This is a genomic window from Lujinxingia sediminis (genome assembly GCF_004005565.1).
Taxonomy (GTDB): Bacteria; Myxococcota_A; Bradymonadia; order Bradymonadales; family Bradymonadaceae; genus Lujinxingia; species Lujinxingia sediminis.
Genome location: NZ_SADD01000001.1, coordinates 1,469,050 through 1,484,324, shown reverse-complemented (window position 1 = coordinate 1,484,324; position 15,275 = coordinate 1,469,050). Strand labels below are relative to the sequence as shown.

The 15,275-nt window shown below is 62.4% G+C and carries 12 protein-coding genes; 4 read left to right on the top strand and 8 right to left on the bottom strand.

The genetic code is table 11. The annotated features are described in order from the left end of the window. Window positions 1–569 precede the first annotated feature (569 nt). The 7 genes from EA187_RS05910 to EA187_RS05880 form a co-directional block, all read right to left on the bottom strand. Window positions 570–1,622, bottom strand: a complete 1,053-nt coding sequence (locus EA187_RS05910) for an MlaD family protein (RefSeq protein ID WP_164856044.1) — start codon at window positions 1,620–1,622, stop codon at window positions 570–572. 112 nt (window positions 1,623–1,734) lie between these two features. Next, entirely contained in the window at window positions 1,735–2,484 is a 750-nt protein-coding gene (locus EA187_RS05905; RefSeq protein WP_115602440.1) for an ABC transporter ATP-binding protein, read from the bottom strand. Between the two features lie 10 nt (window positions 2,485–2,494). Next, a complete protein-coding gene (locus EA187_RS05900) occupies window positions 2,495–2,974 on the bottom strand; it encodes a hypothetical protein (RefSeq protein WP_127779482.1) in 480 nt (159 codons plus the stop codon). Between the two features lie 484 nt (window positions 2,975–3,458). After that, window positions 3,459–4,304 (bottom strand): MlaE family ABC transporter permease, encoded by an 846-nt coding sequence (locus EA187_RS05895; RefSeq protein WP_115602442.1) that lies wholly within the window; start codon window positions 4,302–4,304, stop codon window positions 3,459–3,461. A gap of 10 nt (window positions 4,305–4,314) precedes the next feature. Then, window positions 4,315–5,112, bottom strand: coding sequence for an MlaE family ABC transporter permease (locus EA187_RS05890; RefSeq protein ID WP_115602443.1), 798 nt, complete (start codon window positions 5,110–5,112; stop codon window positions 4,315–4,317). An 8-nt stretch (window positions 5,113–5,120) separates the two neighbouring features. After that, window positions 5,121–5,864: an ABC transporter ATP-binding protein gene (locus EA187_RS05885; protein WP_115602444.1), complete on the bottom strand. Its 744-nt coding sequence runs from the start codon at window positions 5,862–5,864 to the stop codon at window positions 5,121–5,123. Further along, window positions 5,864–6,856 carry a tetratricopeptide repeat protein gene (locus tag EA187_RS05880; RefSeq protein ID WP_127779481.1) on the bottom strand — a complete coding sequence of 331 codons (993 nt, stop codon included), beginning with the start codon at window positions 6,854–6,856 and terminating at the stop codon, window positions 5,864–5,866. Before EA187_RS05880 ends, EA187_RS05885 begins: the two co-directional genes overlap by 1 nt. A gap of 171 nt (window positions 6,857–7,027) precedes the next feature. Between EA187_RS05880 and EA187_RS05875 the strand changes: the two genes are divergently transcribed. From EA187_RS05875 to EA187_RS05860, 4 genes are all read left to right on the top strand, one after another. Next, window positions 7,028–10,351, top strand: coding sequence for a hypothetical protein (locus EA187_RS05875; RefSeq protein ID WP_127779480.1), 3,324 nt, complete (start codon window positions 7,028–7,030; stop codon window positions 10,349–10,351). A 12-nt stretch (window positions 10,352–10,363) separates the two neighbouring features. Beyond that, complete coding sequence (locus EA187_RS05870; protein WP_127779479.1) at window positions 10,364–11,374, top strand: mechanosensitive ion channel family protein; 1,011 nt, start codon at window positions 10,364–10,366, stop codon at window positions 11,372–11,374. A gap of 196 nt (window positions 11,375–11,570) precedes the next feature. Further along, on the top strand, window positions 11,571–12,251 hold the full coding sequence (gene rplC, locus EA187_RS05865) for a 50S ribosomal protein L3 (protein ID WP_127779478.1): 681 nt from the start codon (window positions 11,571–11,573) through the stop codon (window positions 12,249–12,251). Between the two features lie 285 nt (window positions 12,252–12,536). Beyond that, a complete protein-coding gene (locus tag EA187_RS05860) occupies window positions 12,537–14,216 on the top strand; it encodes a cyclic nucleotide-binding domain-containing protein (protein WP_164856043.1) in 1,680 nt (559 codons plus the stop codon). 46 nt (window positions 14,217–14,262) lie between these two features. On the opposite strand, the gene EA187_RS05855 is transcribed toward EA187_RS05860, so the two are convergent. After that, window positions 14,263–15,210: a methyltransferase domain-containing protein gene (locus tag EA187_RS05855; RefSeq protein ID WP_127779476.1), complete on the bottom strand. Its 948-nt coding sequence runs from the start codon at window positions 15,208–15,210 to the stop codon at window positions 14,263–14,265. Window positions 15,211–15,275: the final 65 nt, after the last annotated feature.

Below are 15,275 nucleotides of genomic sequence, written 5' to 3'. Positions count from 1 at the left end.
TTATCGCAGGCAAATGCCGGATGTTGCGTCGCAGGATACGAAAGTGTGGGGAGAGATGGCAGAACGACGAGCGATACTCAGGTGTGTGCTGCAGACGGGACTGCGAGAAAGGCGCGTGGTTACTGCATTTCAGGCGACCCACGGTCAGTCACCGGAGTGACCCACGGTCATATTTTTACGATCATATTTTCAAGTTCTTAAAGTTGCCGGTGTGACGCGCCGTCGTTCTTGTCGCAAGCAATTTCACCGCGACCGCTTCGTTCAGACGCGACTGCCACATAGGCGCCTCGGAGCCGACTGTGACTTCATGCAGGAACTCTCATGTTGCACCGTCTGGCGACCCACGGTCATTTTTGAGGCGACCGACGGTCGCCCACTGACGTGAGGCGACCCACGGTCCGCCCACTGACGGGCGCATGATGTGCATACGCGTAGGTTTTTAGCGCCTGTCTTGCCGCGCAGTCAGAGCTCTGATCTTCACGTCGCTTCAAGCTCAGCCTGCGCCTCCGTTCTCGTCCAGAACGCACGTCGACGGAGCGGCCCTCGCGCCGACCGACGTACGACCTTCCTCATTCCTTCCAGAGAATCTTCCAGGGCTGCTGCTTAATCACGCGCAACAGATCTTTGAGATCCTCGTAAACCTCGCGCTCGACCAGAAGTGCGCCAAGGGTACCCTCACCGGCGGCCACGCCGTCGACGAGCGTAACGGCCTGGTCGGAGACCTGGCGGAGGTTGTCGACGCTGGTCTCGGCATCGTCGAGCACAGCAACGATACGCCCTTCGTTGTCGACGAGGAGGCGGCGCGTAACATCGCTTATCTCGCGAGCGTTGGCGGCGGTCTGCGTAACATCGGCCATGACCGGATCGATCTGTCCACTGAGCCGGCCGGTCATCCGTCGCGCACTGGCAGCGGTGGCTCCCGCGTCATTCACGAGCGTGCGAAGCTGCTGGCCGTCGCCCACAGCGACGTTGATGGCTGCAAGCAATTTGGCGGCTTCTGATGTTGTCGTGTTGAGCCCTTCGATCGCTGAATCGAGTTCGTCGCGATTCTCGCCAACGGCGTCTCCGACCACGCCGAAGAAGTGGGTGGCGTTGGCCACCAGTGCGCCAACGTCCTGATCTTCGTCGTTGAGGATCTCGGTCATGGTCTCGAGCACCTCCGATGCCTGGCCGAGCAGGATCTCCATGCGGGGCGGATCCACCCCGCGAAGCGTTGCGCCGCTGGCAACTTCAGACCCGTCGAAGTTCTCGGTGATGATCTCCACATAGGGCTCACCGAGCACGCCGCGGGTGGTGATGTAGAACTTACTGTTGTCGCGAATGGAGTCGGCATACTGCGAATCGATGTCGAGCGAGGCCTGAACTGCTACGGCCGGAAGGCCGCTTGCCGCATCGTCGTTTCGCACAAACTCCATCTTGGAGACCGACCCCACGTTGATGCCTGAGAGCGCCACGTCAGCTCCGGTTTTCAGGCCGCCGGACGTGCTAAACTGCACGTGGATCTGGTAGCCGCTGGAGAGGCGAAAATCGCCCAGAAGAAATACGAAGGCGACCAGCAGGGCGGTTGCAAGAAGGACAAGGGCCCCGACCTTAACTTCAATGGCGGTTTCTTTTTTCTGCATCGAGAAGATCCCGAAAAAGGTGGCGTAAGTGCGACGCGAAATGAGGCGCATTCTCACCCGGGAGAGCCGGAATTTTCAACCCTGCTCATCCGCGAACAACACACCGGTGAGGTTAGACTTCCATCGGGCCGTCGGGCAGCCCTTTGATAAACTGTTGAACGATGGGGTTATCGCTCTCCTTGAAGGCCTGCTGACTGCCGTCGAGGATGAGCTTGCCCTTGTAGAGCATGGCGATGCGATCGGCGATGCCAAAGATCGAGCGCAAATCGTGGCTGATCACAATGGAGGTCACTCCGAGTGCGTCCGAGAGGTGGCGGATGAGCTTGTCGACCATCGCCGCGCTGATGGGATCGATGCCGGTGGTGGGCTCATCGAAGATCACAAACTCCGGGTCGAGCGTAAGGGCGCGGGCGATGGCGACCTTTTTTCGCATCCCGTCGCCGAAGTCGGCCGGGAATCGGTCCGCATGACGTTGCATCCCGACGAGTTTTAGCTTCTCCAGTGCCATCTGTCCGGCTTCTTCGACCGTAACGCCCAGGTGCTTTCGGATGGGCAGCGCGACGTTCTCCTGCAAGGTCATGGAGTCGAAGAGGGTGGAGTTCTGAAAGACCATCGCGCAGCGTTTGCGAATGGGAAAAAACTCCTTCTCTTTAAAGTCGGTCACATCGACCCCGTCGAGGAGCACGCGGCCCTGATCGGGGCGAATCAATCCGACGAGATGTTTCACGAGCACGCTTTTTCCGGCACCTGATTGACCGATCACAAAGAAGACCTGGCCGGATTGCACCGTCACACTCACCCCGCGCAAGACGTGGTTGTTGCCAAAACTCTTATAGATGTCGCGAAACTCGATCGTGCCCATCGCATTGTCCTTAAAAGGCGAAACTCATACCGAGTGAGGCGCGCACGTAGTGCCAGGTGCGTTCCACGGTGGGCGAGGCGGGCTCGTCGGGCGTGGCAAACTCGTTGGGGAGCGTGAGTCCTTCAATCAGCGGGATACTCAGTCCAAATTCCAGGGTCCAGAAGCGTTCCTCGTTGTGCCAGCGGTAGTAGCCGGCCCGAAGCTCCGCGCCCATCTGCGTGCTGGGTACATCGCTCAAACGCAGTCCGCTGTACTGAAGCCCCCCGCCAAAGGTCAGGCCGCTGCGCTCATAAATCGGAAAGTATCGGGCCAGCACAGCCAGCTGCCATGCAAAGCCCACCTCGGCATCGGCCGGCGGCGCGGTCGTCATGGGGTGCGCGCCAAGATAGGTTGCGCCGAGGCCGGCCTCGGCGCTCATCGAGAGTCGTGGGCCAACGATATGATGCAGCGCCACGCGTGCCACGCCACCGGCCGACGGGCTCAGACGCATACCGGAGTCTGGTACATCGACGACAGCGCCCCCCTGAGCTGCAACACCGACGGTTGGAAATTGACGCCCCACCATGGGCATGTGAACCGACTGCGCACTCGCGGATGTGCTCCACAACGTCGGTAAGGCCAGCACGGCGCATGTCACGGCGCTTAGGGACATGCGGGCTGTCGTCGATATCGGGCTCATTGAGGCGTCCGTGGGACGTGTGAAGGGCGACCGTGGGTCACGTGAAAGGTGACTGTGGGTCATGTGAAAGGTGACCGTGGGTCATGTGAAAAGTGACCGTGGGTCATGTGAAAGGTGACCGTGGGTCATGCGAAAATCGATCAAACAGGGTGACCGTGGGTCATGCGAAAATCGATCAAACAAGGTGACCGTGGGTCACGTGAAAGGTGACCGTGGGTCATGCGAAAATCGATCAAACAAGGTGACCGTGGGTCACGTGAAAGGTGACCGTGGGTCAGCAGAATAACGCCTGAGTTCAGGAGGGCAGCAGGCTCAGCGCCACGTATCCCAGACTGGTGATGATGAAGTCGAGAATCACGACCGCGAGGCTGGCGTTGACCACCGCGTTGGTCGTCGCACGCCCCACGCCTTCGCTGCCGCCGGAGACATTGAGCCCGGCGTGGCAGGCGATGATCGGAACGGCCATCCCGTACGCCAGAGCTTTGCTCAGGCACAAGATCAGGTCGAACCAGCCAATAAAGCTCAAGTCGATGAAGGTGCGCACGTTGAGACCGAACGAAAAGAGCGCGGTCAGCGCACCGGCGCTGTAGGAGACGAGCACGGCGAAGATCGTCAACACGATCATCATGATCGTTGTGGCGATAAAGCGTGGTACCACCAGGTAGTCCACCGGCGGGGCGGCGCACATCTGCAGGGCGTCGACCTGTTCGGTGACCACCATCGAGCCTATCTGGGCGGCCATCCCGGTGGCCACGCGCGTGGCGATCATCATGGCGGTGATCGTCGGTGCAAACTCACGTAGCAGAAGCTGCAGGAAGAGACCGCCCAGGAGTTGAAGGTCGCCCGTGATCTGCTCAGCCTGGTAGCCCGCCTGGTAGATAAGGATCATCCCCAGAAAGCCCAGAGTCACTGCGACGAAGATCACCGAGCGGTTTCCCACCTCGTGCAGCTGCTCAAAGATCGCCCGCCAGCGGGTGCGCCCACGCGCCATATAGTAAAGCGTGAGCCCGAACATCTCGATGAGCTCTCTAAAGGTGCGTGTCAGATAGAGGATGGGCTCGCCGAGCGCCGAGAGGAATTCTCGGAAGTTCGAGGGCTCGCGGCCGGTCGGGCGGCCCGGGATGTCGGGGGATGCGCTCATAATGGCGAGCTCACAGCGAGGCGAAGGTAATGGCGTAGTCGAGCACAAAGATGGCGATGGCACTTCCTACAACCGAGGCGTTGACCGCCCGGCCCACGCCCACCGCGCCGCCGGAGGTGCTCAGCCCGAAGTGGCACGAGATGATCGCGATGGCAAAGCCGAAGGCCACCGCCTTGATCAGGCCGTGGAGAAGGTCGTCGAGGAGCACATAGGCGATGACGCTCTGGAAGAAGAGCACCATGTTCACGTCCAGCAGCACCTGGCTTGTGATCGCCCCGCCGATAAGCGCGGTGAAGTTGCCGATGACGACCAGCAAAAACATCATCAGGATCATGGCGATAAAGCGCGGCATGACCAGGTAGCCGATGGGGTCAATGGCCAGCGCGCGTAGCGCGTCGACCTGGTCGGTGACCTTCATCGTGCCCAGCTCGGCGGTGTTGTTGGCCCCGACGCGACCCGAGAACATCAGGCCGATGAGGATCGGGCCGACTTCGCGCAGAATCGAGTAGCCCGCTCCCCAGCCCAGAAGTCCATACGCGCCGTACTGCTCGATGTAGAGGCCGGACTGGATGACCATGATCGCGCCGACCAGCACGGCGGTCACCACGACGATGGGGAAGCTCTTCACACCCACACGGTAGAGGTTTCGCCAGGTCTCCGGGCCGTCGAACTGCCAGCGCCACGGGAGCAGGTTGCGCAGCACCTGAAAGGTGAGAAGAGCCAGGCCTCCGGCGTTAAACGACCAGCTCATGGCCGTCTGGCCCAGCCAGTGGAAGGGGGCCTGCAAAGTTGTGGCGAGTCGATGCATGAGCGTCTTTATACGTTGAGTTCGTCGTCGCTGTAGCCCTGCCAGAATTGGCTGACCAGCGAGTCGTCGCAGGCTTCGATGGCCTGGCGGTCGCCCTCGAAAATCAGGCGGCCCCGGTCGAGCATCGCGAAGCGATCGCAGATATCTTTGATGCCCTCAATATCGTGGCTGATGGTGACCGAGGTGGTGTTGTGCTCGTGCTGCATCTTGCGCAGCAGGATAAAGATCTTGGAACTGGTGACCGGGTCGAGCCCGGCGGTCGGATCGTCATAGAAGACGATGGGCGGACGGCGAATCACCGCGCGCGCAAAGCTGACGCGCTTCTTCATACCACCACTTAGCTCGTTGGGGTACCGCTCACCGATGCCGGGAAGGCTGATGTCGATGAGGGCCTGATTGACCTTCTCAGCGATGAGCTTCTCGTCGGTTTCGCCAGCCTGGCGCAGGGGAAAGGCGATGTTGTCGGCGACGTTCATCGAGTCGAAGAGCGCGTAGTTCTGAAAGAGCATCCCGATGCGAAAGCGCAGCTCCGCGAGCTCAGTGGGCTTGAGACGGTGGACATCGATATCATCGATGAGCACGCGGCCCTTATCGGGTTTGATCAGCCCGCAGACGATCTTTAAAAGCACCGACTTGCCACAGCCCCCCGGGCCGATCAGGCCCACGTTGGTGCGGTCGTCGATGGTCAGCGTCACGTCATCGATGACGACGCGGCCCTCGTGGTACTTGGTCAAATTCTCAATGCGGATCATCAGAGGGCCTCAAGGCGGCGGCGAGCCTGGTCGGCCAGGCGGCTCTCGGGGAAGTTGCTGGCGAAACGGCGCAGCGCGCGGTGGTAGGCCGCCTCGCTCGCGCTCAAACGCGCGATCTCGACGAGGTGCCACTCCGCCTGATCGCGGCGCATGGCGTGGGGGAAGGTGTCGATGAAGCGCTCGAAGTGATCGCGCGCCTCGTCATAATCCTCGAGAAAGAGCAGGTGAATGCGGCCGAGCTCAAAGCGCGCGTCGGCGGCACGGTGGGAGTTGTAGCTTCCCACAAACCAGCTTGTGTCGGTGCGCTCGGCCACCAGCCCAAGGGTGCGCGTGGCGGCGTTGAAGTTCTGGTGCTCGCTGTAGATCTCGGCCATGCGCCAGAGAGCTTCGTCGGATGCCGAGCAGCTCTCACAGCTGAGCGCCGCCTCGTGGTAGGCCTTCAGCGCGCCTTCGTCGTCTTGAAGATCGGCGTGGTGGAGCTCCCCGATGCTCAGGTGGAGTTGGGCTTTGAGGCGATCGTTCTCAAGCTCTGCGGCGATGCGGCTCAAATCCTCAATGAGGGTTGGCTGGTGGCCAGCTTCCCGCTCGATTTTTATGAGAAAGCTCAGCGCGAGCTCGGTGCCCGCCCAGGGGGCAGTCTGGGCGATGGCGCGGTGAAGCAGGGCAATCGCTTCCTGGCGATTCTGATGATGCTCGAGCGCAATGCGTGCGGATTCGTAGAGGGCGCGGCTGGTGATGTGATCGTCGATGCCCTCGGACCAGAGCGCTTCAAAACGCTCGTCGGCAAGCGCAATGTCGCCGCGGCGTAGCGCGAAACGGGCGAGCTCAAAACGGGCATCGCGGGCCTGGTCGCGCTCGGGAGCGCGCAGTGCGAGTGAGGCGACTTCGGGCTCGGCTTGCACCTCGGGAAGACGCATCGCCGCCAGGAACTCATCGGACCAGGTGGAATCGGGCGTCGAAGGGCTGGCACAGCCGATTGTCACGGAGAGCATTGCGGTGCTGAGCAGCGCTGCGGGCCGAAGCGCGCGAGATCGTCGCAGTGACGGCAGGCGCGGCCGAGTGAGCTTGAAACGTATGAGCACGGCAAAAACTTTGAGATCGGGGGAGGTTGATTTAACCTTTCGCGGCGTAGCTTACTGATTCCATCCACAACGGCCAAGTCTATGTCAGCAGTGCGAGGAGGCGTCGCGATCGCGTGGGTTCTAGCGCTTGTCGCGGTGTTTCTATGCCCGCTCCCGGAGAGCGGGGCCCAGGTGGTCGTCGACCAGGTGCCCGCTGTGGCGGGTAGCGAAGAGAACGACGTCGTCTCTGGCACATCGACCGGGGAGGGTGCAAGCGAGGCGGACCTTCCAGAGATGGGCTCGGACTCTGCGTCCGAGCCGACCGGTGAGCCGCAGGATAAGGTCGCGACCTCTGCTTCTGCGGCGGCGCTGCCACCGGAAGAGCTCAATGAGGAGCGCGCCGAGGCGTTGCGCGAGAGCGTCGCCCAGGCCGAAGCGGTCGTTGCGCAGGCGCGTGTCGGCGAAGATGTGGACGCCCGGGTACGAGCGTTTCTCAAGGATCGGCTCGTGGAAGAGCCCGGCAGTCGCGTCGCGATGCGGGAGCTGGTTGCGGCGAGCCTTTTTTATGCGTTGCGGGAGGCCAGGGCAGTATCGGCACAGACCCTGGTGGATCGCAGAACGGAAGCCCTGCAGGCGGTGGAGGCCGCGCTTCAGTCCCAACGGGAGGCGGCCTCACAGGTCGATCAGGAGGCTGCCGAGCGCCTGGAGCGCTCCCAGCGTGCTCAGGAGGCGGCTCGCCTGGCAGTCGAGCAGACCCGGGAGCGAGAACGCCAGGAGCGGGACGCCCAGATCCGTCAGGTGTTGGCTCGCGAGCGTGAGATCGCCGAGGAGTTGCTGGCGATCTCGGAGCAAGAGGGCGAGCAGATTCGCTCGATCGTCGAGGAACGCCGCCAGAGTGAGGCGACCTTCTCCGAGAGGCGTGTCGAGGTCGAAGAAGGCATGACTCGCCCCGATGGTGAACTGGCCGGGGTCGTGCGCCAGACCCTGATGTACCGGAGGGGGGCCCGCGATGATGTAAAACGCACTGTTCAGGGGTATCGCTCCGCTGAGCGTCAGGTTGCCAACCTGAAGCCCCGGCTTGATGAAGCGCGACGCGAACTCGAACAGCTTATTCAGGAGGTGGGTCGAGAACCCTCCACCGAGCTTGCGACCCGACGACTGGCGCTGGCGAAGTTGCAGGTGGAACTCGCCGAGCAACGGTTGCAGATTGCGCAGGATGTGCGCGACGCCCGTCAGGCCCGAAACGAGGTTAACCTTCAGCGCCGCGCTTTCTTCGATGAGTCGCTGGAGGCGATGTTCCCCCGGCTCGGGGCTGAGGCGCGGGCGATGATGCTTTCGCCGCGCAGTGACTCGGCCTGGCGCGACGCGCTTGAGGGGGTGCGGGTGGGTGTGTTGTTAACCGTCGATACCCTGGAGGAACGCTGGAAGCAGATCAGTGATCCGGGCACCATGCTCACCTCCGTGGCCTTCTGGGGCTGGGTGATGGGCGTGTTCTGGCGGGTGATCGCGATTCTTATCGCGCTGTGGTTTGCCCGCGAGTACGGCCCTCGTGCGGTGCAGTGGGGCTTGAGCCAGCTGCTGGTACGCCGGGCGCTACGGAAGGCCGCCGGAGGGCTGATCAAGGCTTCCCAGGTTCTGCGCGCGTTGATCGTGCCGGCGGTGCTCTATCTGGCCGCCACCCACATGACGGACTATCTGGTGGGGGCGTTGCCCGAGTTGGCGTATGCGCGCTGGGTGATCGATGCCGTCACGATTTATGTGATCGTGATGCGCGTCGTAAAGACCCTGGCGCTGCCACGTGGCGAAGAGGCTGGCACGGCGAGTGGCTTTCCGAGCGCGGCGGCGGTCGCACAGGCGCACACCCTTGATGCCCTGGCTCAGGGGGGGCTTGTGGAGGAGAGCCGCGCGCGTCGACTGGTGCGTAGCGTGCGGGTTGTGCTGAGCTTCTGGCTCCTCTCCCATTATGTGCCCCTGACAGTCTGGGAGTTGACCGGTCCCTCGGTGATCTGGTGGCTGGCCGACCGGGTGTTCTGGGTGGCGCTGGTTGTGTTGGTCTACACGGTGTTGTGGTGGTGGCGCGATGATATCGCCCAGGGGTTTGAGCGCCTCGCTGGCGAGCGCTTGCCGCGCGCCACGGTGATCGTTCGTGAGCATCGCAACCGGCCCTATGGCGTGCTTCTGATCGGCCTGGCCTCAATCTACGTGGCCGGCGCGGAGCTGGTACGCTGGGTACGCGCCTACGTGGTGGAAACCGAGCTGAGCCGACAGTTCAGCAACTTCATCTTCCGCAAGAAGATCGAAATTCAACGCAGGGAGGGGGGCGTGGCTGAGGTGCCCGAGGCGGCGCAAAGTACGGTTCCCGAGCGCTACCGTGCCTTCTTTGTGGATCGTCCGCTCTTCGATGAAGCCTTTCGGGTGGAGCGGCGTGGCGTGGCCGACGCCATCGCAGCCCGACGTGAAACCTGGATGAAGGTTCGGCGAAAAGGCTCCATGGCCATCGTCGGTGAGGCGGGCCTCGGTAAAACCAGCGAGCTTGTGGACGTTGTCAGCGCCTGGCCTGCCGCACACGGCCCGGTGCAGTACGCGACTCTCGCCCAGAAGATCTCAGGGGAGCCGGCTGCTCTGGAGTTTATCGCCCAGCTCTTTCACCTCCCCGAGGTTCCTACCTGCCGAGAAGAAGCCGTGGAGTGGCTTCGACGAACCCCCCCGCGCACGATTGTCCTCGATGACTGCCATCACCTCTTCTTGAGGCATATCGGCGGGTTTCGCGCCGTCGACCTCTTTCTGGATGTGGTGCATATCACCGATGATCACCACTTCTGGGTACTGGTCTTCAATCGCTTCGCCTGGTCGTACCTTAACCGGGTGCGCGCGCGTAAACATTACTTCGGTCTGGTTCACGAGGTTGCCCCCTGGAGTGAGCAGCAGATTCAGCAGCTTGTGCGCTCGCGCGACGCGAAGGTCGATCTTCCGATCAGTTTCACCGACCTTGTGGTGGCGCATCAGAGTGGCGAGTTCAGCTATGAGGTGATCAAGACGGCCAACGGGTACTTCCGTCTTCTGCATGAGTTCAGTCAGGGCAATCCCCGGGTGGCGCTGACCTTCTGGTTGCGCAGCCTGCGGATGGACGCTTCCGGTAGCTTGCAGGTCGGTCTGTTCAGTCGGCCGACCACCGCGGTGCAGCAGTCGCTGACCGACCAGTACCTCTTTGCGCTGGCGGCCATCGTCCAGCACGGCTCGCTCAACGCTCAGCAGGTCGCGCGCATCACAAACTCGGATCGGGGCTTCTGTGAGACGGCGATCAACTTCCTCTACGAGAGTGACATTCTGGAGGTCTGCCAGCGCCAGGGGCGGGCGACGTTGAGCACGCTCTACTTCCGCGCGGTGTTGCGTCAGCTGCGCGACGCGAACTTCCTCTACGAGTAAGGAGCCCCTTCGATGAACCTCTATCCTATGGTGCTGGCCGCCGGGCCGCTTCTGGCCCAGGCGGCACCCGACGTCGAAGAGATTGCCCAGCGCATTGAACTTCTCAATGTGGGGAATCTGCTCAGCGCGGCCACCATCATTGCGGTGGCCTACGCCGTCAATCGCGTGGTCTCGGCGACGCTGGAGAGTCTGGGAGAGGGGCAGGCACGCCGTCGTCTCTTCTTTAAAAAGGTGCAGAGCTTTGCGCGCCTGGGGATCTTCGCGGCGGCCGCCTACCTGGTGGTGGCCACCTTTCTGGACTTTGAAGAAGACCGCGCCGCCTTGCTCGGTCTGGGGGGCACGCTTGCGGTTGCGGTTGGCTTTGCGCTCAAAGACACCGCGTCGAGCTTGATGGCGGGCATTTTGATTCTGGTGGACCAGCCTTTTCAGGTGGGCGACCGCGTCGCCTTTGGAGACACCTACGGGGAGGTCGTGGAGATCGGTCTTCGCTCCGTGCGCATTGTGACGCTGGATGACAACCAGGTCTCCATTCCGAATAACAAGTTTTTGACCGAAGCGGTCAGCTCGTCGAACGCCGGCGCGCTCGACATGATGGTGGAAATCGACTTCTACATCGCACAGTCCGCCGATTTTGAGCTGGCCAAGCAGATCGTCTACGAGGCGACCATCACCTCCCGGTATGTGTTTTTGAGCAAGCCTGTGGTGGTGCAGGTCTACGACGAGATCACGCCCCTGGCCTTTGCGACGCACGTTAAGTCGAAGGCCTATGTCATTGATACGCGTTATGAGAAGGCGCTCTTATGCGATGTGATGGAGCGGGTGAAACGGGCGTTTCGGTTGCACGGGATTCATCCTCCTTACACCCGAGCCTATGAGGTCTCCGCCGAGGGCTGGGAGGAGTTCTCATCGTCGCCGGGTCGCAACAGCACCCCGGTGCGCTCGCCGATCAACGTCGGGCGTGCGCCACAGATCATGGAAGTCGAGGAGGTCGGCGCTCATACCCCTGAGGTCAGTGAAGTATGAGGGTGAGGGATGCGTCACGCGCTTGACGCTGGCCAGGCGATCGACTACGAGAAGCGACCCCGAATGGTCTTCGCGAGAGGCGCGTTGACGGCGGGTCTATGCGACGCCCCCGCGCTCCGAAGGAGCGCACGTTCCACTGCCCTGATGATGGGGTATGAGCGGTGCGGGGTGATAGCTTCCCAGAGAGAGGTTTAAGATGGGCAAAGGATTGATTGGCCGCAAAGTCGGCATGACGCAGATCTTCAACGAAGCCGGTAACCGTATCCCGGTGACCGTGGTCAAGGTTGAAGGCAACGTGGTCGTGCAGAAGAAGAGCGCCAAGGGCAAAGACGGCTACTCCGCCATCAAGGTGGGCTTTGGCGATGTGAAGCTTCTTGAGAAAGAAGGCACCGAGCCCAAGTGGCGTCTCTCCAAGCCGCGTGTCGGCGTCTTCTTGAAGGCGGGCATCGAGAAGCCTCGTCGCTTTGTGCGCGAGTTCCGCGTGGGCGAGGGCGAGCTTGACGCGTATGAAGTCGGTCAGGAGCTGGGTGCGGACACGTTTAACGTGGGCGCCTGGATTGACGTGACCGGAACGTCCAAAGGTCGCGGTTTCACCGGTGTCATGAAGCGTCACAACTTCGCCGGTGCCAAGGCCAGCCACGGTGTGCACGAATTCTTCCGTCACGGTGGTTCCATCGGTATGTCGGCGACCCCGGGTCGTGTTTTCAAGGGTAAGAAGATGGCCGGTCAGTACGGCAACACCCGCGTGACCGTGCAGAACCTGCGCGTGATGCAGGTGCTTCCCGAAGAGAACGCCATTCTCATCAAGGGTGCCATTCCCGGCCCCAACGGTGGTCTGGTGACGCTTCGCTCGGCGGTTAAGAAGACCGTGGTGTGATCCTGAGGATGTGCCATCGGCGCTACGTCGGTGGTGCAGACAAGGGTAGCATCGTAACCCGCCGCGCCCTCAGGGCGCGGCGGGTTTTTTTGTGTCGTATCGAGCGAGGAGAGGCAGGGCACGAGGGCGTGATCCTCGACGTCATCGCCGCGCTCCGGGGAGAGGGTGGGTTTGACAAGGTGATGAAGGGCTCGCTACCGTTGAAGATTGTGGAGTTAGTCGTCCAGAATCCCATGCGCGATGGCCAGATCAGGTTGCGCGCGAGCCTGCGAGCGTGCTCTCGAGATGTCGAATCCCCGGCTTCGAAAATACCTTGCGTATTACCAGCGCACGCTCAGCGAGGAGCCCGAGAATATCGAGGCGCGGCTGCGCCTTGCGGCGCTCTTCTGTGAGATGGAGCGGCCCCGCCACGCCATTGAAGAGTACGGTACGGCAGCGAAGCTTCTGGCGGCAGCAGGGCTCCCGCTGGAGGCGATCGCAGCGTGCAAAGCCATCCTGGAGATGGACGCCAGCCATACCGAGACGCAGTTTTTTCTGGCGCGCCTTTATGCGCAGGCGCCGGAGGCGACCGGGCACGTTGCGCGGGTGGCACGTCCGGTCGATGGCCAGGTGCGACGGGCGCAGCCCACGCCGGTGCCGCAAGATCGCCCGGCCATGGCGGCGGAGACATCGAGCGCCTATTGGTCCCGGGAGACCTCGGGGGTGCGGGTACAGGCGCTTTCGGAGAAGGAAGCCGAAGAGGTGCGTCGGGGGCAGAAGAGCGCGATCACCCTGGGGCGGCCCAAGTCATCGCCTCGGCTGGCGACCCCGGTGGCTACTTCAGGCAGCCCGACATCCGATGTTCATCGCGAGGCTACACGGCATGCGCCAGCCTATCGCGGCAGTGATGATGGAGACGTCACCCGCGTTGAACGGCCGCGTTTTGGGGGAGGAGACTCCGACGCGGACCCCACCTTTCAGGTGCGTGTCTTTGAGTGGGATGGGCTTGCCCTGGATGAGGAGAGTGATTCGCGTTGGGAGACGTTGCAGGCATTCGACGCGATCGATGAGCCTCCCACCATGGAGCTTCGAGAGGAGGACTCCGGCCTGCTCATTGAGGAGCGCCACGTGCGACGCTCGGAGCTGCCGACAATCCCGCTTTTCAGCCAACTTCCGGCGGACGCCTTTGTGGAGGCGTTGCGCGTGATGGAGCATCGACGGGTTGCTCCCGGTACGGTGTTGGCTTCGCCGGATGACCCGAAGGTCTGCCTGTACGTGATCGTTAAAGGCTGCGTGCGGGTGGAGAAGTCGTTGGTGGACGGGCGTACGGTCTTCCTGGCGCGTCTGCGGGAAGGGGAGGTTTTCGGGGAGTTTCGTCTCCTCACCGGTCGAGACGGGATGGCACGGGTGGTCGCTGAAGAAGGGCTGGAGGTGCTCGCCGTACGCGATGACGTGGTCTACCAGTTGGGCCGACGTTTTCCGGAGGTCTGGGATGCGCTCTGGGGTTTCTATTACACACGGATGCTCAACAATCTGCTGGCTTCCAGTGCGATTTTTGGTGGGTTAAGCCCGGAGCAGCGCGAGGTGCTCGGCCGGCATTTCAAGATGCGCGAATGGGTCGCCGGAGAAGCGCTCTTTTCGCGGGGACACCATGTTGAGCGTCTCTCGCTCCTGGTCAGCGGTTCGGTCGAGGTGGAGGTCATCGGGCGCCGCGGTCAACGCGAGGTGGTCGACACGCTGGAGGAGGGGGCCTTTCTGGGGGTGACTCCCTGCGCTCAACTCAGCGAGGCGGGGGCGACAGTGCGTGCGCGCACCGATGTGATCGTGCTGGAACTCAGTGCGACGATCTTTCGGGACTTGCTCAGCAAGGTGGCCTCGGTGGGAGAGGCGGTGCGGCGAGAGGTGGCGTTGCGTAAGGAACGCTCGCGGCAGGCACGCGCCCGTGGTTATGCCGAGTCCGGGGTGGCACCGACGACGCGTCGTTAAGCAGAACACAGACGCCAACCCGGTCTCTGAGGCGTGCGGCAGAGGCTCAGCCGGCGCGCCGCGATGACTTCTTGCCTTTTGCTTTTTTCGCTTTTTTCGACGCGCCCGACGATTTAGCGCCCCCTTTCTTCGCGCTCGTGGTCTTTGCTGTGCGCTTTGACGATGGCGAGTTGCTTTCGATCTCATCATCTGCGGCACGCTGGCCGGCGAAGAACATCACCGCGCCGTGCGTTTCAAAGTGCATGCCTTCAAAAGACGCCGCGCCGACCTCCTGAAGTAAGAACTCGGGGCTGCGAAGCATCGGATAGATGCCGTAGCGCTCGTAGCGTTCGAGCACCGCGTCGGCCATGTCCGTCTGCGCGCGAACAAGTGTGGAGCCGGAGAAGTAGCCCTCGGGTTCCAGGCAGCGGTGGAATTCGTTGAGCGCGCCGACCCGATCGGTAAAGCCGTGCAGGCCGTTGAGGCTCTGCAGGCTTCGCACCGCGCCACTCTTGATGGGGAGGGCGTTGACGTCGGCACGAATAAGCTGAAAGCTCGCGCCTGTTTTCTTGAGGCGTTTTTGGGCCTGAAAGAGCATCTTCCAGGACTTGTCGACGCCGAGCACGGTCACGTCATGGTAGGGCGCGATGCAGGGGGCCAGCGCAACGCCGGTGCCAATGGGGGCCTCCAGATAGACGCCGCCGCGGGCCCGGCCCAGGGCACGGTTCTCGTGATCGATGTAGCGCAGCGGGCTGCAGCGCCAGATGGCCATGCTCATCACCGGGGCGACCACGTCGTAGACGCCGGCGATGACGTTGGCCAGCGTCTCAGTGCGGTAGGTTCCCGGGGCCGGAGTGGCTTCTGGAGCGACCAGGTCGGGGATGCCATTGACGATGGGGTAGTGCGAGTCACAGCTCTGGCAGACCAGGTCGGGGCGACGTCCGCTGCCCAGGGTGAGCTCGGGGCCGGCGCAGGCCGGGCATTGAAGAAGATCAAGAATGTCGCGCCGAATCATGGCGTCTCCTCACCAGGTCGTCATCTTTTGGGGCCGAGGGAAGTCAGGCGCCAGACTCGGGCGCC